At 46.3% G+C, this 26,529-nt stretch carries 27 protein-coding genes and 1 riboswitch; of the genes, 5 read left to right on the top strand and 22 right to left on the bottom strand.

Going from position 1 to position 26,529, the window contains the following annotated elements; translation table 11 throughout:
• Together RS891_RS09020 and RS891_RS09015 are read left to right on the top strand one after the other, a co-directional pair.
• On the top strand, window positions 1-1,239 hold the full coding sequence (locus RS891_RS09020) for a cation:proton antiporter (protein ID WP_113051643.1): 1,239 nt from the start codon (window positions 1-3) through the stop codon (window positions 1,237-1,239).
• Window positions 1,240-1,350: 111 nt separating this feature from the next.
• Complete coding sequence (locus RS891_RS09015; RefSeq protein ID WP_315795119.1) at window positions 1,351-2,256, top strand: YitT family protein; 906 nt, start codon at window positions 1,351-1,353, stop codon at window positions 2,254-2,256.
• A 98-nt stretch (window positions 2,257-2,354) separates the two neighbouring features.
• Here RS891_RS09015 and RS891_RS09010 read toward each other — a convergent pair whose 3' ends face one another.
• The 6 genes from RS891_RS09010 to metA all read right to left on the bottom strand — a co-directional run bounded on the left by RS891_RS09010 (window position 2,355) and on the right by metA (window position 9,290).
• A complete protein-coding gene (locus tag RS891_RS09010; protein ID WP_315795118.1) occupies window positions 2,355-3,368 on the bottom strand; it encodes a zinc-binding alcohol dehydrogenase family protein in 1,014 nt (337 codons plus the stop codon).
• Window positions 3,365-4,342: an aldo/keto reductase gene (locus RS891_RS09005; protein WP_113051739.1), complete on the bottom strand. Its 978-nt coding sequence runs from the start codon at window positions 4,340-4,342 to the stop codon at window positions 3,365-3,367. The genes RS891_RS09010 and RS891_RS09005 overlap by 4 nt, the downstream gene beginning before the upstream one ends.
• Window positions 4,343-4,594: 252 nt before the next feature.
• Complete coding sequence (gene mqnC, locus RS891_RS09000) at window positions 4,595-5,731, bottom strand: cyclic dehypoxanthinyl futalosine synthase (RefSeq protein WP_063564227.1); 1,137 nt, start codon at window positions 5,729-5,731, stop codon at window positions 4,595-4,597.
• A 243-nt stretch (window positions 5,732-5,974) separates the two neighbouring features.
• Window positions 5,975-7,168, bottom strand: coding sequence for a trans-sulfuration enzyme family protein (locus tag RS891_RS08995; RefSeq protein WP_113051640.1), 1,194 nt, complete (start codon window positions 7,166-7,168; stop codon window positions 5,975-5,977).
• Window positions 7,161-8,348: an aminotransferase class I/II-fold pyridoxal phosphate-dependent enzyme gene (locus tag RS891_RS08990; protein ID WP_315795117.1), complete on the bottom strand. Its 1,188-nt coding sequence runs from the start codon at window positions 8,346-8,348 to the stop codon at window positions 7,161-7,163. Before RS891_RS08990 ends, RS891_RS08995 begins: the two co-directional genes overlap by 8 nt.
• A gap of 24 nt (window positions 8,349-8,372) precedes the next feature.
• Window positions 8,373-9,290, bottom strand: a complete 918-nt coding sequence (metA, locus tag RS891_RS08985; protein ID WP_113051738.1) for a homoserine O-acetyltransferase MetA — start codon at window positions 9,288-9,290, stop codon at window positions 8,373-8,375.
• A gap of 234 nt (window positions 9,291-9,524) precedes the next feature.
• Window positions 9,525-9,649, bottom strand: a riboswitch (SAM riboswitch).
• Between the two features lie 453 nt (window positions 9,650-10,102).
• Here metA and corA point away from each other — a divergent pair.
• Window positions 10,103-11,038 carry a magnesium/cobalt transporter CorA gene (gene corA / locus RS891_RS08980; protein ID WP_053780458.1) on the top strand — a complete coding sequence of 312 codons (936 nt, stop codon included), beginning with the start codon at window positions 10,103-10,105 and terminating at the stop codon, window positions 11,036-11,038.
• A gap of 94 nt (window positions 11,039-11,132) precedes the next feature.
• On the opposite strand, the gene RS891_RS08975 is transcribed toward corA, so the two are convergent.
• The 8 genes from RS891_RS08975 to RS891_RS08940 form a co-directional block, all read right to left on the bottom strand.
• Window positions 11,133-12,134 carry an HRDC domain-containing protein gene (locus RS891_RS08975; protein ID WP_315795116.1) on the bottom strand — a complete coding sequence of 334 codons (1,002 nt, stop codon included), beginning with the start codon at window positions 12,132-12,134 and terminating at the stop codon, window positions 11,133-11,135.
• Between the two features lie 183 nt (window positions 12,135-12,317).
• Complete coding sequence (locus RS891_RS08970; protein ID WP_113051637.1) at window positions 12,318-13,196, bottom strand: ROK family protein; 879 nt, start codon at window positions 13,194-13,196, stop codon at window positions 12,318-12,320.
• Between the two features lie 77 nt (window positions 13,197-13,273).
• The gene (locus RS891_RS08965; protein WP_315795115.1) at window positions 13,274-13,969 is read right to left on the bottom strand and encodes an MOSC domain-containing protein; all 696 of its coding nucleotides are present in this window, start codon (window positions 13,967-13,969) and stop codon (window positions 13,274-13,276) included.
• A gap of 29 nt (window positions 13,970-13,998) precedes the next feature.
• Window positions 13,999-15,105 carry a phosphodiester glycosidase family protein gene (locus RS891_RS08960; RefSeq protein ID WP_258530454.1) on the bottom strand — a complete coding sequence of 369 codons (1,107 nt, stop codon included), beginning with the start codon at window positions 15,103-15,105 and terminating at the stop codon, window positions 13,999-14,001.
• A 5-nt stretch (window positions 15,106-15,110) separates the two neighbouring features.
• Entirely contained in the window at window positions 15,111-16,004 is an 894-nt protein-coding gene (locus RS891_RS08955; protein WP_072734037.1) for a 5'-3' exonuclease, read from the bottom strand.
• A 404-nt stretch (window positions 16,005-16,408) separates the two neighbouring features.
• Window positions 16,409-16,774: an arsenate reductase family protein gene (locus RS891_RS08950; RefSeq protein ID WP_315795114.1), complete on the bottom strand. Its 366-nt coding sequence runs from the start codon at window positions 16,772-16,774 to the stop codon at window positions 16,409-16,411.
• A gap of 326 nt (window positions 16,775-17,100) precedes the next feature.
• A complete protein-coding gene (locus RS891_RS08945; RefSeq protein ID WP_315795113.1) occupies window positions 17,101-18,084 on the bottom strand; it encodes an RluA family pseudouridine synthase in 984 nt (327 codons plus the stop codon).
• Window positions 18,081-18,662 carry a cob(I)yrinic acid a,c-diamide adenosyltransferase gene (locus RS891_RS08940; RefSeq protein ID WP_113051632.1) on the bottom strand — a complete coding sequence of 194 codons (582 nt, stop codon included), beginning with the start codon at window positions 18,660-18,662 and terminating at the stop codon, window positions 18,081-18,083. The genes RS891_RS08945 and RS891_RS08940 overlap by 4 nt, the downstream gene beginning before the upstream one ends.
• A 226-nt stretch (window positions 18,663-18,888) precedes the next feature.
• On the opposite strand from RS891_RS08940, the gene RS891_RS08935 reads away from it, so the two are divergent.
• Window positions 18,889-19,500, top strand: a complete 612-nt coding sequence (locus RS891_RS08935; protein WP_113051631.1) for a DedA family protein — start codon at window positions 18,889-18,891, stop codon at window positions 19,498-19,500.
• A 103-nt stretch (window positions 19,501-19,603) separates the two neighbouring features.
• Here RS891_RS08935 and RS891_RS08930 read toward each other — a convergent pair whose 3' ends face one another.
• The 7 genes from RS891_RS08930 to RS891_RS08900 form a co-directional block, all read right to left on the bottom strand.
• On the bottom strand, window positions 19,604-20,140 hold the full coding sequence (locus RS891_RS08930; protein ID WP_072734039.1) for a bifunctional adenosylcobinamide kinase/adenosylcobinamide-phosphate guanylyltransferase: 537 nt from the start codon (window positions 20,138-20,140) through the stop codon (window positions 19,604-19,606).
• Between the two features lie 37 nt (window positions 20,141-20,177).
• Window positions 20,178-20,729 (bottom strand): type 2 periplasmic-binding domain-containing protein, encoded by a 552-nt coding sequence (locus tag RS891_RS08925; protein WP_113051630.1) that lies wholly within the window; start codon window positions 20,727-20,729, stop codon window positions 20,178-20,180.
• Between the two features lie 161 nt (window positions 20,730-20,890).
• Window positions 20,891-21,157, bottom strand: coding sequence for an aspartyl-phosphate phosphatase Spo0E family protein (locus tag RS891_RS08920; protein ID WP_053780449.1), 267 nt, complete (start codon window positions 21,155-21,157; stop codon window positions 20,891-20,893).
• A gap of 145 nt (window positions 21,158-21,302) precedes the next feature.
• Window positions 21,303-22,511, bottom strand: coding sequence for an aminotransferase class I/II-fold pyridoxal phosphate-dependent enzyme (locus RS891_RS08915; RefSeq protein WP_113051629.1), 1,209 nt, complete (start codon window positions 22,509-22,511; stop codon window positions 21,303-21,305).
• 13 nt (window positions 22,512-22,524) lie between these two features.
• On the bottom strand, window positions 22,525-23,025 hold the full coding sequence (locus tag RS891_RS08910) for an Lrp/AsnC family transcriptional regulator (protein ID WP_024628343.1): 501 nt from the start codon (window positions 23,023-23,025) through the stop codon (window positions 22,525-22,527).
• A 158-nt stretch (window positions 23,026-23,183) separates the two neighbouring features.
• Complete coding sequence (locus RS891_RS08905; protein WP_076289917.1) at window positions 23,184-23,579, bottom strand: spore coat protein; 396 nt, start codon at window positions 23,577-23,579, stop codon at window positions 23,184-23,186.
• Between the two features lie 35 nt (window positions 23,580-23,614).
• Complete coding sequence (locus RS891_RS08900) at window positions 23,615-23,848, bottom strand: hypothetical protein (RefSeq protein WP_063564215.1); 234 nt, start codon at window positions 23,846-23,848, stop codon at window positions 23,615-23,617.
• 96 nt (window positions 23,849-23,944) lie between these two features.
• Here RS891_RS08900 and RS891_RS08895 point away from each other — a divergent pair, with 96 nt between their 5' ends.
• Complete coding sequence (locus RS891_RS08895) at window positions 23,945-25,165, top strand: NAD(P)/FAD-dependent oxidoreductase (RefSeq protein WP_315795112.1); 1,221 nt, start codon at window positions 23,945-23,947, stop codon at window positions 25,163-25,165.
• 64 nt (window positions 25,166-25,229) lie between these two features.
• Here the strand turns inward: RS891_RS08895 and RS891_RS08890 are convergent, their stop codons facing one another.
• The gene (locus RS891_RS08890; protein ID WP_315795111.1) at window positions 25,230-26,444 is read right to left on the bottom strand and encodes an MFS transporter; all 1,215 of its coding nucleotides are present in this window, start codon (window positions 26,442-26,444) and stop codon (window positions 25,230-25,232) included.
• Window positions 26,445-26,529 lie beyond the last annotated feature (85 nt).

Genomic DNA, 26,529 nt, shown 5'->3' with positions numbered 1-26,529 from the left:
ATGGATCATCTGATATTCGAAGTGGGTCTGGCACTTGTGCTCATTGCAGCAGCCGGACTCTTATCCGCAAAACTGAGATTTTCGGTCGTTCCATTTTACATTCTGATCGGGATGGCCGTCGGACCTCATGCCATGAAGATCTGGCATCTGGACTTCCGTTTCATTGAAAGTCAGCCGTTTATTGAGTTTATGGGCCGCATTGGTATCCTCTTCCTGCTCTTCTATCTTGGGCTGGAATTCTCGGTTGGTCGTTTGATCAAATCAGGTAAATCCATTGCAGTCGGCGGATCCATCTATATTGGGATTAACTTCACGCTGGGATTGATTTTTGGTTTTGCTTCCGGTTTCCCAGCCGCCGAAGCTCTTGTCATTGCAGGGATTACCACCATTTCATCCAGTGCCATCGTCGCCAAAGTACTCGTTGATCTGAAACGAACAGCGAATCCGGAGACGGAAATGATTCTCGGAATTATCATGTTTGAAGATGTATTTCTCGCTGTATATATCTCCATCTTGTCTGGACTTGTGCTCAGTGATTCATCCTCCATCGGAGGAGTCATTGTATCGGCACTCATCGCACTTGGATTCATGCTCATTGTCATTATTCTTGGACGTAAAGCAACACCTCTGCTCAACAAGGTGCTTAAGATTCGCTCCAATGAGTTGTTCTCCCTTGTGATTTTCGGTGCATTGTTCCTCGTTGCCGGATTCTCCGAAACCATTCATGTCGCTGAAGCCATTGGCGCCTTGCTTGTTGGTTTGGTACTGGCTGAAACGGAACATGCAAAACGGATTGAGCACTTGATTCTGCCATTCCGTGATTTCTTCGGAGCTGTTTTCTTCTTCAGCTTTGGATTGTCCATCGATCCGTTGTCTCTTGGAGGGGAAGCTGTGTGGCTTGCGTTGATCGCAGTTGTGCTCACACTATTCGGAAACTTCCTTGCAGGCATGCTGGCTGGGCGCAGTGCAGGACTATCACCGAAAGCATCAGCCAATATCGGTTTGACCATTGTGTCACGTGGTGAATTTTCAATCATTATGGCCAACATGGGTAAAGCCGGGGGACTTCTCCCGCTGCTGCAACCGTTCGCCGCATTATATGTACTCATTCTGGCAATCCTTGGACCGTTATTAACAAAAGAGTCCAAACATGTGTTCAGATTATTGGATAAAATATTTAAGTTCAAAGATCCTCGGAAGAAGAAAGAAGAACCGAAGGTTCTGCAGAAAGAAGGGTAACCCCCTTGTCTGTTCAGACAGACAACGTATCGTAATCGCGGCTCTACCGCCGATCTTTCTGTGATTAACCCAGGGAGAATTGCACGAAAGCCGCACAAAGGAGGATGACCTATGAAAGCACCTCTGATATCGGCTAATCCGGTGCCACAAACCGCCAAGACCAGATTATCATCTGCCCGTCGCCTGTTGAATTTATTGTTTGTAATAGCGGGTGGAATTCTGGCCTCCGTGGGACTTGAATTGTTTCTACATCCCAATAAGATCATTATTGGAGGCATTACGGGCATCTCTTCGTTGTTCGCCCACTGGACCGAAATGAGGATTGGTTTGTTCCTGTTTTTGTTCAACGTTCCGTTCATTTTTCTGTCCTATAGACTCGTGCAAAAGAAATTCGTACTGGTCACTGTTCTGGGTTTGGTTGTCTTTTCGATTGGTGCCATTGTGCTTCATCCCATGCCGCCGCTTGTCGAGCACCCGCTGGCTGCTGCCATGTTTGGCGGATTATGTCTCGGTCTAGGAATCGGTCTAGTCGTGCGGTATGGTGGGACACTGGATACGCTGGAAATCGGTGATCCGTCCTCCCGTCCACCTGAACGTGTATTTAGCGGGAAACGGATGCTTATCGAAAAAATAATCATGCTGCTCAACTTGTTGATTCTAACCGCCGCTGGTGTTGTCTTCGGTTGGGATCAAGCGATGTACTCGGTAATTGCTTATCTCATTGCATATGAAATGGTGTATATTGCATTCCGCGGATTCACAGCTAAGCGCAAAATATGTATTTTAACCACACAAAGCGCTCAAGTTGAAAAAGCCATCCGTAAACGGCTGCGCCGTGAACCTGGAACATTGGATGCTTCATCGGATTCAGGGCACCCTGCTGTCGCTGAAGGTTGGATCCAACACGTTCCGGGAGCACTCTACTATGAGATTCATTTCCTTGAAATGATCTGGCTCAAATCCATTGTGCGTCATATTGATCCACATGCAGGTATTGTGACGAACCCGGAAAAATAATCTAGATTCCTATAGGTTGGGCAAATAAAAACTCTCTCTGTTTCCTATGAATGTTAACCATTCATTAAGGTCAGAGAGAGTTTTTTCATTGATTATTTTTATAATTCCACTATTGCCTTCACTACATGCGAATCCGGTTGTAACCAGGTGTCGATTGATTCAGGCAATTGATCCAAACTCGACCGGTGTGTAATGTAGCCATCCATGTTCAATTTCTTCTCCCGCAAGATCGACATGACCTGTTCAAAATCTTCCCGTGTGGCGTTTCGGCTGCCCAGAATGCTCATCTCCCGCTTATGAAAGTCTGGATCATGAAAGGAAATATCGGCTTTGACCAGTCCAACAAAGATTAATTGTCCACCATGAGCCACATATTGGATGGCATTATTCATCGATTGCATGTTTCCTGTTGCATCAAAGACAGCCGTCGCATAGTCCCCATTCGTGATTTCAGCAACTTGTTGTGCCGCTTGTTCATTGGCCTGAACCATAGCATCCACTCCAGCCCACATGCGGCTAAGTTCCAACCTGTCCACATTCCGGTCAATGGCAATGACCCTAGCACCCGCATGTTTAGCAAAAGCCATCACCCCCAGGCCAATGGGTCCAGCTCCAATGACCACAACCTGGTCACCAGGCTTTATGGCTGCTCTTCTGACCGCATGAGCACCAATACTCAGCGGCTCTACCATCGCAGTTTCATCCAGCGTAAGTCCTTCGGCTTGGATCAGATGGGAGACAGGAACAGCAATCCTCTCTCGCATGCCGCCGTCCACATGTACACCCATCACCTGCATGGACACACAACAATTCGTTTTCCCTGATCGACAAGCGATACAATGACCACAATGTAAATATGGAATAATACTTACCTGATCTCCTGCTTTCAAGCCCGCTTCATTGGGGCCAATCTCTTCAATAATCCCTGAAAGCTCATGCCCAAGTACTCGGGGATAGGTGAAAAATGGCTGATTACCTTTGTAGGCGTGCAAATCTGTGCCACAAATTCCAATTCGGCGGATGGTTACCAGCGCCTGATTCTCGGTTCTTTCAGGTTCAGCTATGTCTCGTAACGCTAAACGATTTATTTCTTCACATATAACAGCTCTCACTCCTGTTCCCCCTTCGATGATGCTTGTGACTTCATGTTATGTTCAATGTTATATTCAGGGCGTCCGCTGGCCCAGCTCTCGTTATGAATTGGAGCCAGAATACGCAGTACCTCTGTTAACAGGTCCTGATCCAGGGGTTCATCAATCCAAGCTGCATTGTGACGGATATTATGTTCACTTGCACTGCTGACCAGTGTTGTTGGAATCCGTTCATTGGCTGTTGCAAACTGTACGGCAAGCTTCGCAATATTAGTGCCCTGTTCCGCACAGAACCGCGCCGCTTGCAGGCAAACCTGCTTCACTTGATCATCTGCCGGGTGCCAGGCAGGAGTGCCTCTTGTGCTTAATAAACCCATGGAAAGAGGCGAAGCATTCACAAGGCCAACTTCTTTCTTTTCCAAAAGGGGCAGCAAGGACAGCAGTGAAGTATCATTCAATGCATAATGGCAGTAGGAAATGATAGCGTCGGCATCAATCTGTGGCAGCACCTTTTCGAATAACCGCAGCGGTAAGCCACAAATCCCTGCATGGCGAATGACTCCCTGCTCTTTTAGGCGGAGTAAGGTTGGAAAAGCTTCTTCAATAATAATATCTGCAGAGACAAATTCAATGTCATGCAAGAACAGGATGTCGATATAATCGGTATGCAGTCGATCTAGACTCTCTTGTACACTCTCATGTATCCGCTTACGTGAAAAATCAAATGCATTCTCCCCATAACGTCCAGCCTTGGTCGACAACGTAAACGAGCTGCGTGGCAAACTACGGATGGCTTCTCCAAGCACCATTTCAGCTTTTGTTAATCCATAATAGGGCGAAACATCTATATAGTTCATCCCTGCATCTACAGCGGCGTGAACCGTACGAACACCCTCACCTCGGTCAATATCACGAAATACGGAACCTAGAGAGGATGCTCCAAAGCTCAGTACAGGTACTTCCAATTCCGTCTTCCCAAGTCTTCTTGTTTTCATCGGCCTGCCCCTTCCCAAGCATGTCTGCTTACTCACGTGTCCTTTCATTGTAACAGTTGAATTCCAATATAAAATATCGTCAAATGCGTAATATGTACTGTTTGATGATCTGTGAATAATCGCTTGGTGTGAAGTGAAATTAAAAAGTCCGCCGATTCCCCTTATAAAGAGTAATCAACGGACTTCTTATCCAAACTGACTGAATGGACTTAACCATTCAATTCATCAGCATAATGTACTTTAAAATATATATTAGTTCTGCATTACAAAATCTTGTTGAATGGCATTATTCTCATCAAACGTCCGCAGGATGTCATATCTTGTGTTACGCTGTGCTGGAATATAACCGGACTCCCGAATCAGTTGCGTAATGGAACCAATGTTAACTTTGTATGTTGCGCCTGCAGCAGATACCACGTTCTCTTCAATCATGGTGCTACCGAAGTCGTTGCAGCCAAATTCAAGTGATTTTTTGCCGACTTCAGGTCCCATCGTTACCCACGAGGATTGAATGTTTTTGATGTTGTCCAATACCAGTCGACTGATCGCTACCGTCTTCAGGTACTCTTCTGGCGTCTGACGCTCCAGCTTCAGGTTTGTATTATCCGGTTGGAATGTCCAAGGAATGAACGCCAAGAATCCTTCGGAATCATACTTGTTCGCAATGCACTCATCCTGAGCTTCACGTACCCGAAGCAGATGCAGTGCGCGCTCTTCCATCGTTTCACCAAGGCCAATAACCATCGTTGCCGTTGTGTTCATACCGATACGGTGAGCTGTCTGCATAACGTCCATCCAATCGCGCCATGAACCTTTCAAACGGCTGATTTTACGGCGTGTACGGTCATCCAGAATTTCGGCACCACCACCAGGCAGGGAATCGAGTCCCGCTTCGTGAATTGCACGTACAACCTCTTCCAAAGTAAGACCGTCGGACACCTCAACCATTTTCATAATTTCGGCTGGTGAGAAGGAGTGCATCGTAATATTAGGGAAACGCTCCTTGATCGCTTTGAGCAGATCGGTATAATAACTAAACGGCAGATTTGGATTCGTTCCGCCTTGCATCAGAATCTCGGTACCATTCACGTCTTCGGTTTCTTGGATCTTCTGGAAGATGACTTCATCGGGAAGTACATATCCTTCGTCAGAGCCAGGTCTGCGGTAGAAAGCACAAAAACGGCAGTACACATCACACACGTTCGTGTAGTTGACGTTACGCCCAATTACAAATGTTCTGTATGGTTCGGGGTGCATGCGTTTTACAATCACATTGGCGGCTGCCCCGATTTTGTCTACTTCATTTGATTCAAACAGCTGAATCGTGTCTTCCAAGTCCAAACGTTCGCCCCGAAGGGCTTTATCTAAGATACGGTCTACCGTACTCATCGTAAAAAAGCCTCCCTCATGAAGAGAAAATATAATCACGATCCGTCCCAACTTGCTCATATAGATGAAAGTTTTGGTGGCAACATCGCATTTCTGTACTCCACATATCGTAACACAGGTTACATGTGAAAAAAAGCACCTTATGAGAAGGTGCTTTAAAAATTAATAAAAATGTTTACATATGCCATCTATTTCAATTCTTTTTCAGCAGGCTCTAACACCCATGTTTCAATACTATTGACTCTACGAGTCCTGAAGTGCCTGATCCAGATCTGCAATCAGGTCATCGATGTCTTCCAGACCAACCGAGAAGCGCAATAATCCGTCAGTTATACCTCGATCACGGCGAACCTCAGCCGGCATAGCCGCATGAGACATCATCGCAGGATAAGACAGGATACTTTCAACCGCACCCAAACTCACAGCAACAATTGGCAATTTCACACGGTTGAGTACAGCCTTGGCCCGATCTCCCGAACCTACGTCAAACGACACGACAGCGCCGTATCCGCTTGACTGACGTTCATGAGCTTCACGCCCAGGATGATCCAGCAGCCCCGGATAAAATACAGCCGTAATATCACTGCGTCCACTAAGCCAAGCAGCCAGCTTCGCTGTGCTTTGTTCACTATGTGCCATGCGCGCACCCAAGGTTTTCATACCACGCATCAGCAGCCAGGATTCCTGGGCACCAAGGACGGTTCCAAGTCCATTCTGCAATTGTTTTAGCTGTCTGCCCAATGAATCCGTACGAGCAACGGCTAAACCTGCCAGCACATCACTGTGTCCGCCAAGAAACTTGGTCGCACTATGTACGACAATATCCACCCCGAGCTCAATCGGACGCTGGTAATAAGGCGTCATGAAGGTGTTATCAAGAATGGAGATTAACTCATGTTCCTGTGCCCAGGAGGTGACTGCAGCAATATCCGTGATTCGAAGTGTCGGGTTGGAAGGTGTTTCCATATAAACTGCCTTCGTATTCGGTTTGAGCGCTGCCTTTACTTCCTCAATATTGGTCATATCCACAAAGGTAGTCTCAATCTGCATCCGGCTCAGAATGGAAGTAAGCAGTCGATACGTTCCTCCATATACATCTTCCGTCACAATCATGTGATCGCCTGCCGAGAACATCATGAACACACTGGAGATGGCAGCCATCCCTGAGGAGTAGGCAAATCCGCGTGCTCCGCCTTCCAACAATGTAATGTAATCCTCCAATGCCTGACGTGTCGGGTTACCGGAACGACTATAATCATGTTGAGGTGGATTAAAAATATCAAAATGATGGAATGTGGATGCCTGGTAAATTGGCACACTGGAAGCCCCGGTGGTTTTATCAATTTCGTCACCGAAATGCAGCAGCTTGGTGTCGAACTTCAGGTCGGAATGAACATTCCGTTCATGATTGTTGGCATTATGGTTTTGCTCACTCATGATGCGTTCCCCCTTCTATCTCCTGCTGTGCAGCTGTTAGTGCATTGCCCAGATCGGCAATCAGATCTTCGGCGTGCTCGATCCCTACAGAGAAGCGCAACAGACGGTCATCTACACCTACAGCGTCACGAATTTCAATCGGAATATCCGCATGGGTCTGTACCGCAGGGTAAGTCATCAACGACTCTACACCCCCGAGGCTTTCCGCAAAAGCAATCAGTTTGATATGACGCAGCAATGGTTCAACATAACGAGCATCCTTTACTTTGAAAGAGAAGATGCCCGTATTCCCACTGGATTGTTTATTCTGTATTTCAAATCCGGGATGAGCCGACAAACCAGGATGATACACTTCATTAACGGCTGGGTGCTCCAAAAGGTACTTGGCAATCGTCAAAGCATTATACTCATGCCGCTCCATGCGAAGAGCGAGTGTCTTCATGCCTTTCATCAGCTGATAGGAGTCGCTTGGAGACAATACAGCTCCTATGGAATTGTGCAGAAATGCCATTTCGGCTGACAGTTCTTCCCCTTTGGTAATAATTAATCCCGCAAGTACATCATTATGACCACCCAGATACTTCGTGGCACTATGGATGATGATATCAGCACCGAGTTCAATTGGACGCTGGAAGAACGGAGTCAGTAGTGTATTATCCACAATGGTCAGCAAGTTGTGGCTCTTGGCCCAGGAGCATACCGCTTCCACATCCGTAATCATCATTAGTGGATTGGTTGGTGTCTCAATAAATACCGCTTTAGTATTCGGTTGACGAATACTTTCCAGAGCTGCCAAGTCATTGGTATCGACGTAACTTGCTGTCACACCAAATCGAGACAGGATGCGTTCAAGCAAACGATACGTTCCGCCGTACAGATCTAGCGATACAATCAGATGATCCCCTTGTCCGAATAAAGCGAAAATCGTTTGCAAAGCGGCCATGCCGGAGCTACAGGCAAAACCTGCATCACCGGATTCCAACGCTGCCGCTGCTTCTTCCAACACTTTACGGGTTGGATTGGTCGTACGAATATAATCAAATCCCGTGCTTTGTCCAAGCTTTGGGTGGCGAAACGCAGTGGATTGATAGATCGGAAAATTAATGGCGCCTGTTACCGGTTCATTGATAGACCCAATTTGGGCCAATCGACTTTCGATTTTCAACTTGTTGTCTTCCATTGCAGCATCCTCCTGTAATGTCGATTAAATTTGTGGACCAATATCGTAAGGTGTCTCTTGATACACATAGTAATTGAGCCAATTAGAGAATAATAAGTTTGCATGTGCCCGCCAAGTGGCTGGGGGAACACGGGAAGGATCGTCATTCGGGAAATAATGTCTAGGCAGCGCAATGTCCATGCCTTTAGCTGCATCACGGTCATATTCCCATTTCAATGAAAGCGGGTCATACTCGGCATGTCCGGTTGCAAAAATCTGTTTGCCGTCTTTGGTAGCAACGAGGAAAATACCCGCTTCCTCGGATTCAGCCAATATTTCAAGGTTATCATTTTTTTCAATATCTTCACGTCGCACTTCCGTATGACGAGAATGCGGGACGTTGAATACTTCATCGAATCCGCGCAGCAGCTGCACATTGGATCTGTTGATCGTATGTGAGAATACGCCAAAACATTTTTCATCCAGCGGAACTTTTGGAACTCCGAAATGGTGGTATAAACCTGCTTGGGAAGCCCAACATATATGCATGGTCGAAGTTACATTCGTTTTGGTCCATTCGAAGATCTCCTGGATTTCTTTCCAATAGTTCACGTCTTCAAAGTCCATTTGCTCTACAGGAGCGCCTGTAATGATCATGCCGTCAAAACGGCGGTGTTCGATCTCATCAAAGGTTTTGTAGAATAAGTCCAAATATTCCTGGGAAGTGTTCTTGGACGTATGAGACTTTGGATGAACCAGAACGATATCTACCTGAATGGGTGTGTTACCCACCAAACGAAGCAATTGAGTTTCTGTCGTTTCCTTTGTGGGCATCAGGTTTAATATAGCGATACGCAGTGGACGAATGTCCTGCTGGTAAGCAGATGTCTCGTCCATGACAAAGATGTTCTCTCCTGCAAGTACTTCTTTGGCAGGCAGTGTGTCTGGAATTTTGATTGGCATGGTGGTTCTAACTCCTCCTTGTGCATAAATAGATGCAGCCACTGCGGACTCGATACGATTCGCATCCGTACAGTTATAGGCTGCCATGAGCTTGCCTGCAGGCGCTGAATTGCAACCACATTGCTGGCGGCAAGCTCAAGTTCCTTAGCGAAAATCACTGCTGAGAAGTCGGTGCATATAACAAAGACCTTCCTCGGATTCCGAGAAAGGTCATATGTAAATAGATATGCGCCTCTCTCATCTCTCAGTTACAACAGTGTCACTTGGACACTTGGTCGCTGCAAGAATTAGCACCGTGCGGTATACCGCCGGTTGCCGGGTTTCATCGGGCCAGTCCCTCCACCTACTCTTGATAAGATTTCGCTTTATTCAATTGTAATAACTAGTGTGGTTCACCTTTTACTTTAAGACATTAATCCCCTCACGTCAAGGTGTAGTTCAATGTCTGTTCCTCAGGATCGGAACCGTTCATCATCCGTTGTCATACACTGCTCCAGGGCGCGAAATCGACACATTTTTGCGCTTGAAAGGACCCTGTACCAGCGGTATACTAGACAAGTGTTATAAACCCTTATGTGAGAGGTGACATATTCAATGGATGGCGACCCGAGGCCTGACTGGCAGCCGAATTCCGACAAACTGCATAGAGAATTGATATCAGCATGCCGGCAGCGGGACGTTACTTCCGTTTGACTATAGAGCGAACGCAGTCCTGACTTCCAGGCTCCGCTGCCGACCGGCTGATCTGTTCTTTTTGCGCCCATATTGATGAAATCCGCCCATTTGGCGGGTGCAGAAGGAGTAGATGAATAATGAAAATCCGGTTGGTAAATAACGGTGTATTTATTCCGGTGGACGACATTCAGCAGGCGCTGACTCCACCAGCGGAGGGGTTTTACTGGATTGATGCAGACGTAGACGATTTGGCGGTACTTCAACCGCTGTTCATGATGCATGATCTGGCCGTGGAAGACTGTTTGAGTGACGAAGAACAACGTCCGAAGATTGAAATTTATGAGAGCCATTATTTTATTGTTATTAATAGCATTCGTTTTGATGATGAAGAGATTTTTTTACGTGCCGTCAACTTGTTCCTTGGCAGACACTTTATTATCAGTGTAACCAAACAGAAAGTCAGCGAATTGCGGACATTGAAACCGATCCTGTGGGAACAGGAAATCAGTACGCCGGATAAGCTGCTGTATCTGCTGGTTGACTTGATTGTTGATAATTATTTCACCGTTGGTGACCGAATCGAAGCGCGCATTGAGAAGCTTGAAGAAGACATCCTGATGCATACCAAGAAATCTCATCTAAATGAGATTATCGGGCTTCGCAGTGAGATTTTATGGCTGAAGAAAGTGCTGGGACCTCAGAAAGAGGTCATTAACACACTCAATAAAAAAGATTTGCGTCTTATTGATGATCAACTGCAAAAGTATTTCAGCGACATTTATGAGAATGCTGTGAAAATATCTGAAACCTTTGAGACTTATCGGGACTTGATGGGGAACTTGCGAGAAGCTTACCAATCCAGTATCGCCAACCGGGCGAATGAAATCATGCGTGTGTTCACCGCCATTACCACGGTGTTCATGCCGCTGACCGTTATCACGGGCATCTATGGGATGAACTTTACGAACATGCCTGAGCTGGACTGGAAGTATGGTTATTTTGTGGTTATTGGCCTGATGGTTACACTGGGCCTGAGCATGTTCTTTATTTTCCGCAAAAAAGATTGGGTTTGAAATAGCAAAAAGACGAAGTGCTCCACATTTTGAGACGCTTCGTCTTTTTTTATTATCCGCTTATAAGTATGACAACTAACGTCCTATTTCCAATCTAGCCTGCATTCTGCTCCGTCTCTGTGTCACGACGAAACCGGATGCGAATCATGCGCAGTCTTTCGTAGACCTGCTCCAGGTTGCTACCGCCAGGCTTTTCTTCTCCATACACCTTATGTAATACAGGCTTCAGAAACGTATCTCCCAGCTCCTCGTAGGCACTCCATACCGCCTCTTGCTCCTCTTCGGGCATGACAGCAAGCTCCGCATCAAGCAGACAATCTGTGTCATATCCCTCCAAATCCAGTGTCTCCAATAACTCAATCAGCTCCCTACGGGACAATCCGGAACGATTTACGATTTCCTCCAACGTATATCCTTCCTTCATACCTTCAAGTACCTGCTTACGTGTGGTGAATCTGTCAAGTTCCTGCTTGTACTTCTGCTCTCTCTGTTTGTACAGCCAGCTCTCATATTCTTGTTCCTTCAGATCCGAGTACACCCAATCTAGCGGGAAAGATGTGGAACGTTCCAGTCCATTCGTAATCTCCAGCCATTCCTCTCCATACTCGGAAGCCTTGCTCTCCCCTACGCCAGGTAATTGCATCAATTCATCGATGGTTTGTGGAACAAATGCACTGATCAAACGCAACAACCGGTTCGTTGCAATAAAATAAGGGGCCTTCCGGTCAGACGCTGCTCTCTTCCTGCGCCATATGCACAGATCCATATACAGCCCCTCATTGCCGTATAATTCACTGTAACAATGAAGACGCTGACCGCCATAACTGCGCGACTTCAAATCATCATTTTCGTGAAACAAACCCTGCAGCAACGGACGATATCCTTCGCTCATCTGTATGGCTAACTGATGACGATACACATGTAACAGCTCGTCCCACGAACTGCCAGCATACCAGTTGTCATCCGTTCGATCTCCTTCCTCATATCGGCTCCACCCCAGATGCCACGCTCCTTCTTCTTCACCGATCCACAGCTGTGCATGCTCTTCATTCTGATCTAACATTCTGGATAATCTGTTCATGAAAATGACTTCCATATCTTGTCCCTCCTTCAATAGTTCAGCTCGACACAGCCTGTATGTGCTAAATTAAGCAGCACAAAAAAACACCTCTCCTGCAAAATCCATGCAAGAGAGGTGCTTCCTCATTTAACCGTGCTATGCTGTTGCTCATATATTACCACAATGGAAAAATTCGTCAACTACTTGTTTGTAAAGCTATTACTTGTTCAAAGCCAATTTCGCCAGTGCAAGCGAACCACACAGTCCCGCATTATCGCCAAGTCCCGGTGAAACGACATACTGGTCAATTTCGGATTGAAGTGCAGGGTGCTGAACGTATCCAGCGAGCAATTCCTGCAATTTGCTGCGAACCATTGGGAACAGATGCTCCTGCTTCATCACACCGCCACCCATTACAATTTTCTGAGGTGTGAGGATCAATACATAATTCATCAGGGCATGCGCCAGGTAATGTGCTTCAATCTCCCAGGCCTTGTGATCGGCTGGCAGTTCGTAAGCCGGTTGATTCCAACGTTTATTGATGGCAGGACCTGCGGCAAGGCCTTCCAGACAGTCCCCATGATACGGACAGAACCCTTCATATGTATCTTCGGGATGTCTGCGGACAATGATGTGTCCCATCTCTGGATGCGACAATCCATGGACCATTTTGCCACCTACAACTGCGCCTGCACCAATTCCCGTTCCGACAGTAATATACAGACAGCTATCCAGGCCTTGTGCAGCCCCCCAGGTTGCTTCCCCAAGCGCAGCACCGTTTACATCCGTGTCGAACGTCATCGGTACATCAAAGTGCTCTTTGAGCTTACCAATAAGGTTGTACTGCCCCCAATGCGGTTTCGGTGTTGTTGTGATGTAACCATAAGTCGGGCTTCCTTCAATCGGATCAATTGGACCAAATGAACCTACACCCAAAGCTTCAATACCTTTACCTTCAAAAAAAGCGATTACTTGTGCCATCGTCTCTTCCGGTGTCGTCGTTGGAAAACTTACGCGTTCAAGAACTTCTCCTTCTTCCGTACCGATACCACATACAAATTTGGTTCCTCCAGCTTCAATTGCGCCTAAAATCGTCATGTTAGTCACACTCCCTAGTAGTTTAAAATTAAATGGATCTTCAAATCTGTTCTCTAAAAGACGGAACAACAGCATGATTAGTCCTGTTCAGCAGTTTCGAGCTTGGCCAATCGCTTCAATAAGGTCTGTTTCCAGCTGTCGGATAACGTTGGAATGGCCAGTAGAGCACGCATAGCAACGGCATCCTGCTTCCCCTGATGCATAATTCGATTGGCTTCCAGAATGGTCATTGATGCAGGATCTGTGCTTATACGTCTTAATATTGCAGAAGGAGTTACCTCTCCCTCTTGCAAGACCCGAAAATAAAATCCGGTATGCCCGCTATCCTGAAAATAAACAGGCAGCTCTTTGTAATCATACCGTGCACCAAGCTTGAAGCAAGGCTGTCTTGGCTGGCTGACCTGTACCGTGGCTTCCCCCAATTGATACACATCACCAATGCGGACTTCTTCCTCCATACAGCCTTCAACTGTCAGATTTTCTCCACAAGCCCCCCAGTCCAGCTTGCGATCCATCAGTTGTTCAAGCGCCGGATAACGACTGTAATCGTATACACAAACCGCCTTGTCAGGTCCACCATGATGCTCCAGATCAGCCTGGGCATCCCCTGTCATTCCGGTGAATGACAGGAAGACCGGGCTGGATATGGGATGTTTCACAATGCCGCTCATCACTTCGCGCTTCTGGCCAGGCAAGGCCTGAAGTTGCCCTACGTTTACAGCTAATACCGCCGTTTTGTTTTCATCTGGCTTCCGGTTATGAGTGAGTGTCATCTGATCCTACCTCCCATATTAGCTTTCTTTTAACGAACAGAGCCACCAAAAACAAGTGTATTACTTAACAAGCGGCCCGGGGAAGTAAGCATTTTGCCGCCAGCATACATGCCAGAAGATGCACCTCCATCCAGGTTCATTGCCTGCTTGGCACCAAGCTTCTGCATGACAGCAGCCCATTCCTTAATCGTCGCTCCTGACACGGTAGCCAACATCACCGATCCGTCGGCCATAATGGCAATACCACTTCTTGCGCCGGAGGCATTGAGAATTTTGGTATCCTTGAAGCCCTCACTCGCTGGATTTACGGCAATTTTGCCGTCTTTCACCAGACGTGGACCTGCGCCCACAGCGGTGACTACATCTTGCCAAGGGATCTCTTTGCCTGCTGCATTGGTGTATTTATAATTCATCTCTACAGTTGATCCAACGGTAAAGCGGTCCGACGAAGATTTCTGATTACCCGTGAAGACCAGTACCGATCCATTCTTCGGAATGGCTACATTGGTATTCGGTACTTTCTTGGTGACAATCCCTTTCTCCATCACAACCGCCGTACCTCCTTTGAACCCGACTGTAGATCCCCGCTCTGGCGTGTATAACATCGTAATACTCGCATTCGCGGAAGGTGTTCGGTTAATAAAGGTCGCATACCAACTGCGTGACTTTCCTTCTGTATCTGTTACTTTACCCGTCAGACTCACTTGAAGCGAATCCATGATGGCTGAGCCATCTTCCTTAAACCCAATCGTTGTTCCGTATCTTCCAATATGTATGACTTTGCCGTTTGCTATTAACATGCCGTATGGATCTGGAGCTCCGTTATATGCTTCAAAAAATGCTCCGTTAATGGCCGCTTGCGCGCCATATGCCTTAACAATTGAAGGTAATGTTGCCGTCTGACCGACCTGCTTCTTCGCTAATCCTACGGTAACTGGTGTACCCTTGGGAATACTAACCGTCTGCACGGTAAAACTGCGTCCTGCTGCTTTTACTTTCTGTACTTTGGTGCTAATTGCCGCTTTGGCATCTACTGTCTGTGGAGCACTCACCGCTCCTGAAAGGATTACAGGCAAAGCAAGGACGAGGGCCATAGCCCCTGTCCACCACTTTTTGCCCGTCCGTTTTGTCTGCATGCTACTCACCCTATTGCCACTCCCATCCAAGAGCCCAGGCTCTTCATCTCAAGTTGTTCGAACTTGTCCATCACCATATCCGGATCAAGACGCAATTCACATACATCCAGTGCACAAGCTACCGGAACTGCACAGTGAATCTCTGCCAGTTTGCGGGACAGATGAAGCATGTCGAGATCATTCTCAATCTTGTTGCGTACCGAAGGGGTAAGTTTATCCATATTGTCCAAAATACCTTCAATGGAGCCAAACTCCTGCACAAGTTTCAAAGCCGTCTTCTCCCCAATGCCCCGTACTCCAGGATAATTGTCACTGGCATCGCCCATCAGACCTTTCATGTCAATCACTTGACGAGGTGTCAGTTGTTTCTCCGTCATTAGGGATTCAGGCGTATACACCATATAATTGCCATGACCTTTTTTCATAATAATAATGCTTGTACGATCATCAATCAGTTGCAGCATATCATGGTCACCCGTAAGTACCATCACGTTCATATCCGTCTGCTCGGTGTAATACTTGGCAAGTGTACCGATGCAATCATCAGCCTCATATCCTTGAGCGCCAATATTCGGAATGTTTAAACTATCCATCACTTCACGAATCAGAGCAAACTGAGGAATCAGATCATCCGGAGCTTCCGGACGGTTCCCCTTATACGCTGCATACTCTTCACCGCGAAACGTCTTGCCTCCCATATCCCAACAGCATACGACATGACTTGGCCCAAAGGTCTGAACCGCATCCCAGAAATAACGGATAAATCCGTATACTGCGTTGGTTGGCACGCCTGCCTTTGTACGTCTGATATATCCGCTTGCAGATGTTGCATAGAACGCACGGAACAACACCGCCATACCATCTACCAGCAACAAAGTAGGTTCATTACGTTGATTCACTTGAATTTGTTCTCTCCTGTCCTGATTCCATAGAAAATTGAACTAAAAATAATTACACTTGCCACTCCGATGACAGAACAACCTTCTGATCGCTGTTATCCCCAGATTTTTTTGATTCCCTTATTCAAAAGGGAAAATCCGGTGGTAAAGGCGAAGTGTATGCTTCCGATGGAGCTTTCTTTTAGAAAGCTTTTAGCTCCGCTTCTTCAGGTTATTTCTGTCCTCTCCATTCTCGTGTAAATCTTTAGCTAAGTTTCTATAGCAAATAAAATATCGAACTAATTCTATCATTATAGCATAGTTCCGCCAAGGATCGACCAGCCAAAAAAGCCCTGAAATTTGAACATTCAGAGCCTTTTTTACCTTGGTTCATTTAACAATCAATGAAATCATTAATCAATAAATTACGCGTTGTTCCATTCCTCTTCATACGTATCTTCCTTGAATCCTACGGTCACTTTGTGACCATCCGTAACGATTGGGCGTTTAATCAGGCGCCCATTGGAAGCCAGCAAACGAATCTGCTCTTCTGTGGACAGCCCCGGCAGCTTGTCCTTCAATTGCTGCTCCTTGTACACTTCCCCACTCGTATTGAAAAACTTTTTCACTTCAAGTCCGCTCTTCTGAATCAACTCCGTTAATTCTTCTTCGGTTGGGGGGGTGTCGAAAATAGGAAATAATTCCAGTTCATGCCCCTGAGCTTCCAGCCATTTTACCGCTTTACGGCACGTGCCACATTTAGCGTATTGATATACTTTTAGATTACTCATCGTTACTTGTCCTCCTATGTGTGCTCCGGTTTCGATTTCTCGCTTCCCTTGGTTTGCTTCGCAAATCCAAAAGTCGCTCCAAACCGATACCATCGCACTGTATTTTTAAACCTCTTCTCGAATGAGAAAATGTCCATTCGGCTTTAGGATCAAAAGCCTAAAACATAAAACCTTACAACCTTACAACCTTACAACCTTAGCCTGCGGCATTTTGTTCGGGTGCATTTGCATCCCTCACACGGGTTAAGCTAACTAACATTGATTGACAGCAGGGCACCGTGCATTGAGATTCTGCACCAGCGCGAATCAAAGGCCGTTTAACAGGCTTACAACAATTCTCTCGGGGATGCCTCAGCATCCAGGCGAGCCTCCAGGGCTGCCATATCTGCGGGTAAAGGTGCTTGGAACGTCATCCTTTTTTGCAAAATGGGATGTTCAAACGCCAGCTCACATGCGTGCAATGCCTGACGGGCAATCCAAGTGTCTCGTTCCTCCCGAACAGCCAGGGTCTGCTCATCGAACTCATGCATAGGAAGGGTCTTGTACATCCGATCCCCAATTAAAGGGCAGCCAATCGATGTCATGTGTACCCTAATTTGATGGGTTCTGCCGCTCTCCAGCTTCAGGCTCACCGCACTAGCGCTTCCGCCCGCCCACCTTGCAACGGTCGTGTATAACGTTCTTGCCGCATACCCGTCAGGTGTAACGATTCGACGATGCGGCTCTTCGGGATCACGATCAATCGGGCCATCGATGGCCCCCTCTTCTTGGGCAGGACTACCGTGCACAAAGGCAATATATTTTTTATCTACCGTTCCTGCGATCATCTGCTCAGACACATGCTGGTGCACATATGGATTTTTCGCGATTGCCAGCACACCAGATGTTTCCTGATCCAATCGATGAATCGGTCTGAAACGGAAACGATCGCCTTTAGTCTTCCAATAATGGACAACCCCGTTTGCCAATGTACCTGTGTAATGCCCATGTGTTGGATGTACGATGACACCGGAATCCTTGTTCACAATAAGCAAGTGCTCATCTTCATACAGTATCGTAAAGGGAATCGGCTCAGGTAAAATATCATCCGACTCTTCCTGTTCCATCCGAACTTCCAGGACGTCACCTGTGCTAACTTTGACGCTGATGTATACCCGCTCGCCATTCAACATAATTCCCCGCTCTGTAAGTTTGATTCTCGACAGGAGCTTGCGCGAAACCTGTAGACGCCGCTGAAGCACAGTCTTCAGCAGCCAGCCATCTTCATTTTCGGAAACCGTGTAAGTAAGTGGTGAATAATAATCGCTCATTCTTTGTCTTTGCGGCGGAATACTTTTTTGCTCCGCACATACTCAATGTCAGCTACCTGTTGTCTCGCATTGGCAGTCCGAGCTACAACGAAGAAATAATCAGACAGACGGTTCAAATAACGTCGTACAGAAGGGTTGATATCGGTATGCTGTCCGAGCGTTACGGCGCGACGTTCGGCGCGGCGACATACTGTGCGACAGACATGTAATGTGGAAGAGAGTAGACTGCCCCCAGGCAAAATAAACCGCTCCACCTTCGGATTCTCCGCATCATACTGATCAATCCATTGCTCAAGCCGGGTGACCATCTCATCCCGCACTTTATATTTGGTTTCGCTAATTTTTACAAAGGCGAGATCGGATCCGCAATCAAACAATTCTTGCTGAATTTCGAGCAAGTGTTCACGCAAATCCTCAAATTTTCCGTTTGCTTGATCAATAAAACTGATGGCCTGCCCAACAAAACAATTCAGCTCATCAATTGTCCCGTAAGCTTCAACTCGGTCATCGTCCTTGATGACCCGTCCACCAATGACTGAGGTCTGTCCCTCGTCACCTGTTCGTGTATATATGCCCATTGTAATCCCTCCTATTGTTAATATCATTCGCATGGTAGAACGCTGGGGTTAAATATAAATGCATGCCCTTTTAGAGTGTAACTTAATTAGTATACTTGACCTACTATGAATACGGGAATGCTATTATTTTCAGAAACCAGTGAGATCCTTCACACGTATATATGAGTTGGTGTACTCTGCCGAGTATACGCCAAATCCTTGCAAACCAAAAGTAGAGGAGACGATTATGCAAAACTGGATAACCGATTTCATGGAACAATACGGCTACATAGGCATTGCACTCATTATTGCGCTCGAAAACGTATTTCCCCCCATCCCCTCGGAAATCATATTACCTTTTGGCGGTTTCATGACCACCTACACCAGCCTGACCCTTCCCGGTGTCATTATTGCGGCTACCATTGGTTCTGTGCTTGGGGCTGTCATTCTTTATGGGATCGGACTGCTGATTGATGTCAATCGGCTGGAGAAGATTGTAGAACGTTGGGGTCATATTCTGCGGATCAAAAAAGAAGATATACACCGTGTCGATGCATGGTTTGACAAATATGGAATGTGGACCGTACTATTCTGTCGCATGGTTCCCCTTGTTCGCAGCCTGATCTCGATTCCTGCCGGCATGTCCAACATGAAATTTGGTTTATTCCTGCTCTTCACAACCATTGGAACACTGGCCTGGAATATTATTCTCGTCTCGGTTGGTGCGGCCCTCGGTGCGTCATGGGACAGTATCCTGCACTTTATGGACGTGTACTCCCTGGTCGTATATGTACTTCTGGCGATTATTGTTGTGGGCTGTATAATCTGGTGGATCAGACGAAATAAAACTCGGAAATAAAGAAATATACACGCATCACTTGTCAAAAAATAAAGCCTCCGCACCACCATTTGTGGTGACGGAGGCTTCTTTACGCTCGTCCATCGTTTAACAAAATGAAATGCTAATCTTCATATCGCAACCCTCGATCTTTGAGATCAACGGGCAATCCAGATATTAAGAGATACATCTGTTCCGAATGCGCCTGCAACGCCCGGTTAACTGACGCCATTCTTGCTGCAAAAATTCGTTCTTCCTCTGAAGGATACAAAGAGCCGTGCATTTCATTGGTAATCACGAGCAGCTTTCCCTGGTAAGACAGAAGGGCGTCCAACAGCAGCTGTGTCTCTGAACGCTGCTGATCCAGATCATCACTTGCCCTGAAACCGGCTGCCATCCATGCGGTCAGACTATCCACAATGACAATCCGCTGATCTGCCAGGAAGAGATTGGATTCCCGATTAATCTGGTGAAGCACCTCCGTCAGGTGCTGGCCGTTCCCAGCCTGGATGGCACGATAATGAGCGGATGGCAATTCGGGAATCACGGGATCATGATCACCAGTGGATAAATAGATGCCCTCCCGGCTAATCCGGGCTGCGTATCCAAGCGCAAATCGGGTTTTACCACTGCCTATGCCGCCTGTGACCGTAATTAGCAATCCGCTCCCCTCCTTCAGTAGCCATACTAGATTGCATTTACTCTGTCAGCGCCTTCAGCACTTTCTTGGATTCTTCGACATTAGAAGCCGACACCGGAATGGTAGCAAACAGATTTTGCGCAGCATAATCTACATCTTTGAACATTTGCATATCTTCCAGCGGAATGCCATAGAGATGTGATTCTGTCTTGATATCTGAACCGTCATCTCCTTCGCCCCTCTCAACCAAGACACCGCCTTCAAATACACCGCGCTTATACTTCTCCGCATCAAATGTATCATCCAGCGGGATATTGGAGCCGTTACTTCCGTACTGCTTCATATCAGCTTCAGGCAAAATGAAAATATCATGACCACCCGCCGCATACTCTACCATAATTTTCTGAACATCATACATCGCACTTGTGATAACTTCCACTTTGGGCTCCTCACCCAGCTTTTGCTGCAAATTAGCTTGCAACTGCTCCGAGATCACGGATGGATTTCCTTGGTTATCAATGATAAAAATCGTAAAACCGTCCTTACCGCCACAGCCAGCAAGCAGAAAAATCATAGAAATAATTGCGGTAAGCCCCCAAAATCTCTTCATTCCAGTTCCCCCTTTAGTCTCCTATGTACAATATATCACAATTGTTCCACGCAAAAAAATACCCCTACCAATCCGAAGCAATCTGATCATATATCAAAAAAAAGACCCCCCCGGGGTCTTCGTTGAACTGCATATGCGTAACGTTTCGATACAACGAAAAATTACTTTCCCTTAATCGGATTAGCCTTCATGTATTCATTAATCTTCAAATCTAGCAAACTGCTAATTTCAATTACAATATCGGATGTGAATGATTTCTCTTCAAGGAATATCTGTTCCATCTTGCGGCGTAGCATATGGATCTCATCTTCCAAGGAAACGTTATGCAAAGATGCGTGATCCGGTTTCACCGACCATCGGTCGCCATGATCGCCTTCTGCCAAATAATGCCCACGATTAGTCGGTAAATCATATTCAACACAAAACAAAGCCAACCCCTCCTTGGAAAAATTAGTTTCCAAATACAAGAAAAACATATTTCAAATTGAAATTATATCACAATATTTTGTAAAAGAAAGTTATTTTTTTCTAGTTTGAAAAATGTTCATATCTTTCAAAGGCTTCTAATCCCTATTAAACCTCTTTTTGCAGTTTGTAAACAAAGTTTCCGATTCGTTCCAACGCTTCATTCAATTGGGTCACCGATGTTGCATAGGAACAACGAAGAAATCCTTCACCTTGTGGACCAAATACATTACCCGGAACAGCTGCCACTTTATTTTCCGTTAGCAAACGCTCAGCAAAAAGATCCGAACTCAGCCCCGTCTTCTGGATACTTGGAAATGCATAAAATGCTCCCTGGGGTTCATGACAGTCCAGCCCGATATCTCTAAAACCCTGCACAATAAGGCGTCTGCGCTGATTATAGGATTCAACCATTCTATCCTTCTCACCCAAACCATTTGTCAATGCCTCAAGCGCGGCCACCTGTCCCATGGCAGGTGCACACATCACCGTATATTGATGAATTTTGAGCATGGCTGCAATTAGTTCAGGATGTCCGCACATATACCCGATCCGCCAGCCTGTCATTGCAAAAGCCTTGGAAAACCCACTAACCAAAATCGTTCGTTCCTTCATATCCGGAATCGAAGCGAAACTAACATGTTTTTGCGTATATGTCAGCTCAGCATAAATCTCATCCGCAATGACGATCAGATCATGCTTTTTGATCACTTCAGCAATAGGCAGCCATTCTTCATAAGTCATGATGGCACCTGTAGGATTGCTAGGATAACATAGAATAAGAACCTTGGACTTCGGAGTAATTCCCGCTTCCAGCGCCTCGGCTGTCAGTTTAAACTGATCCTTCGCATACGTTTCTACACCAACCGGTATGCCTCCACCAATCGAAGCGATCGGTGAATATGCCACATACGAAGGTTCTGGAATCAGAATTTCGTCACCGGGTACGATCAATGCACGCAACGCCAGATCAATGGCTTCACTCCCACCAACGGTAACGATAATTTCGTCCTTTGGATCATACTTGGTATCAAACTGAGTATCCAGATACTCACTAATGGCTTCCCTCAGTTTCGGCATACCTGCATTGGAAGTGTAACTGGTCATTCCTCTTTCGAGTGAGTACACACAAGCTTCACGCATATGCCATGGTGTTACAAAGTCCGGTTCTCCTACACCCAGTGTGATGATATCTTTGTTATCGCCAACCAGATCAAAAAATTTGCGTATGCCTGATGGCGGTATCTGTTGAACCAATGGAGCCAGGTACGAAGTCATTTTCTTGTTGTTTCCTGTTGTCTGTTCATTCACTATCATGACGCATCTTCCTTTACGGCGAGATCATGAGACGGTTGTCTTCCTGATGGTCTTCAAAAATAATCCCGTCCTGTTTATATTTTTTTAGAATAAAATTCGTTTTGGTTGAAAGTACAGAGTCAATCGGAGACAATTTCTCCGATACAAAATTAGCGACTTCACGCAGGTTGCCACCTTCTACTTCCACGAGCAGATCATATGCACCTGACATGAGATATACCGATTTCACTTGCGGATACAGATAAATGCGTTCAGCGATTCCTTCGAAGCCACGACCACGCTCAGGCGTAATCTGTACTTCAATCAAGGCTGTTACTTTCTCATCATCAATCTTGCTCCAGTTCACAACGGTTGCGTATTTCACAATCACGTGGTCCTGTTCAAGCTGGGCCACGGCGTTCTTGATCTTATCTTCCGACTCCCCCAGCAGCGTCGACAGCAGTGCGGGAGTCCTTCTCGCGTCTTCCTTCAACAAATCCAGAACTTTTAATTGCAGATCGTTCAGATCCTTCATGTCTTTCCCTCCAGCGTCATCCAGGTTCCTGAAAATGAATTAATACTTATATTACATGAATTCAACGATCATGCAAAGACAAAAACCGCCCGCCCTGAATTCGGGCAAGCGGTGGTATGGTCTGCAACAGTACCTGCTTCAAACCATAATGACAAAGGTTACATGTAATAAGGGTTACCGTAATTCGGTTGATGCTGGGGTACATTAGGCGCTTGGCTATAAGCACTCGTCTGTGTATTCTTTTCCTGAATGAACTGTTGACATTTCTGTTGGGTCTGGTGGGCCGATTGAATCTGCTTGTCCACATCCTGGCGTAGAGCCTTCGAACCTACCGAATACATGTTGTTCTGCTGCATCACATTGAACAGCTCACCTTGTAAACGGAGTGTATCATTGGTCAAGTCTGTAAACATCCGACGTGTAATAGGACAGGAAGCTTCGGTAGTTGCTGTCGTATATTCGCGCGCGGTTCGTCTTAAATCCGCAAGAATCGACTTCAACAAATCCTGCTCCTGCATAAATGATCCATTAGATGATAAAGATTGAGAATACACAAAGTTTCCTCCTATACGGTTAGATTCGGGTTCAATTACTGTGCTTGTGTTGGAGCAATAGATTGATGTTGTTGCAAAGCATTGACAAGCGTGTTCAGATGCTGTTCATGGGAACGAACATAGTGATTTAATGCCTGCTGAATTTGCGGATTATGTGAGATGGAAGCTGTGGCAGCACACTGTTTGATCAGCAGTTCTTCATTGGTTATTGAATCCGCAATATAATTCAATTCCTTGGGACTCAGCGCTTGCATGGATTGATTCTGCATGTTTCGTTGACCTCCTTGGCATAAAGTTTATGCGCAATTATTGTTAACCCGGTCACTCAAAAGTATACAAACGTAATCACGAAGGAGATGTTTCTAATGGATCTGGTCTATGGTACACCTTTCTGGCCTTCCACTTTTAATCCAAAATCCACCTATCCCTCGCTACAAACCGACATTTTCTGTGACTGCTTGATCATAGGCGGAGGTATGGGGGGCGCACTGACTTCCGAATTGCTTACGGAGCGTGGAGTTAATACGGTTGTTATAGATAAGAGAAAGATCGCGCACGGTAGCAGTTCAGCCAACACAGGTCTTTTACAGTACACAAATGACAAAACTTTGACCTCCTGTATCCATACCTTTGGCGAAAAGACAGGCGTGCGTTTCTATGAACTATGTCGTGAAGCCATGCAGAAGCTCACACAAATTGCGGACAGGCTGGATACCGATCCCTGGTTTATTCCTCGGACCAGTCTCTGTTTTGCCAGTAGCATTGATGATGTAGCCATGCTGGAGGAAGAATATCAAACGTTGAAGCATTATGGCTTTGAAGCTGAACTGTGGAATTCCAATCAAATCGGCAGCCATTTCCCCTTCAGCAAACCTGGCGCACTATACACGTTGGGGGATGCTGAAGTGAACCCGTATCGCTTTGTTCATGCCTTATTTGAATCAGCAAGTAAACGAGGAGCACGAATCTATGGACAAACTGAGATGATACATTGTGAATTCGATGATGATGGTGTACTCTGTCATACTTCAGGTGGAAAAATCCGGGCCAGCAAGGTTATTTTTGCTGCCGGTTATGAGACGCAGACCATCAAAAAGGATAAAGGAGCCTACCTGCAAACCACGTATGCTATTGCTACTAAGCCGTTGCCGGACCTAAAGGAATGGTATGAGCACAGCCTAATCTGGGAGACAGCACGCCCTTACCTGTATATGAGAACCACACCAGACGGAAGGATCATTGCTGGGGGTCTGGATGAAGAGACACCAAGGGAAGATCAGCGTGAGATTCGGGTAAAACACCGCGGAGATACACTCCTTGAAGAAGTACGATCTTATTTCCCACTGGAGAATCTTGAAGTTGATTATGCCTGGGGTGCCGTGTTTGGAAATACAAATGACGGTCTTCCGTTTATCGGACCACATCCTGAATACCCGCATTCTTATTTTCTCGAGGGTTATGGCGGTAACGGGACAGTGTACAGCATGTTCGCTGCTTCTATTCTGGCCGATGCTGTTACAGGAGTTGAGAATGGCGATATGGAACTTTTTTCATTAACGAGAACGAGTAAACCGTCTCCTGTGTAAGCAACATTTCAAATAAATAAGGGTACAGCTCAGGATTCAGATCCTGGACTGTACCCTTTTTTCCCTATACAGAGGATTCTTGCTGATCCGGATGCACTAGCAATTTGCGCATAAATATCCATCCGATGAGCGGGAAAGCTCCAAGCGTCACAATAAGCCAGGTTAACATTTGTAACGAAGGACCGTTCATGACCGTGAGAATAAATACGGCCAGGCCAAATAAACGACCGACCATTAAACAAAGCTCCCTTAATACGACAAGTTCAACTCTTTTCTCTACATTTTCGCCGCTCGTACCCATCAGGTCGAATCCTGCCGAAATCATCGGCAAAATATACAGCGGCATCGACAAGGCAGACCCAATCCCCATAATTAAAAGCGTACCATAGCTGACCTTCCATAATAGCGGAATCAATACGATGAATAACAATATCGCTCCGGCTAACATTCCCTTGGACCTGTATTGCGGCTTAAACCATTTTCCTGCGGCCCAGTAACTCACCAGTGCTACGGCAGAAGTAATTAGTGAGAACTGCCCTAGCTTATATTCCTGCTTAGTTGCCACATAGACGAGCAATGCAATGAGAAAGGCAAATACCCCTTCCCGCACGCCTTGTGCAAACAGTCCCATACCAAGCGGCCTCCATGCGCTATCTTTGGCAGATAGCTGTCGCCAAGGTTCAGACCAGCGGTATGTGCCGCTGACCTCCCTTTTTTTCAGAAAAAAACTGAACACAACGGCAATCACATATATGACCAATGACACTGTGAAAATAAGGCGATAACCCGAATTATCAACCATTCGCGAAATAATCAGACCTGAAAACCAAGGGCCGATAATACCTGTCATCGAACCCAGTAAACCCACCCAACCATTGAACAGGTCCCGATTCTCCCGGTCAGTCACCTCAAAATAAACCACGTTGAACGCAATCCAGAACAATCCCAGTGCACATCCAAACAAAATCCCCAGAGGCCATATCCAGTCAACCGCTTTTGACCCAGCCCATAACACAAGCATATAAAAAATACCTGACAAGGCCGTTCCCAATCGCAACGCACTCATTTTGTTATGTTCCTTGACCCACTTTCCCGCTAGCCAAAATGTGAGTCCCAGTGCAATTTGCTGGCTTATCGTGAACCATCCAAGCATGGCGTAGTCCGGACGGCTTTTCCATAGATACACATTCAGAAACGTCCCCGACAAAGCTCCGGCTAACACAAACAATCCATTCACGCCTAGTAGCAGAATGGATTGTCGGCCCAGAGAAATCTTCATCTGCTCCCTCCTTATTCCACCTGAAGTCAGCACTTCACAGGCAAAGTCTCAGGGTTAACGTACCCCAAGCAGAAGGAAAACATGA

Source organism: Paenibacillus sp. BIC5C1 (genome assembly GCF_032399705.1).
Taxonomy (GTDB): Bacteria; Bacillota; Bacilli; order Paenibacillales; family Paenibacillaceae; genus Paenibacillus; species Paenibacillus taichungensis_A.
This window is presented reverse-complemented; position numbering and strand designations above follow the sequence as displayed.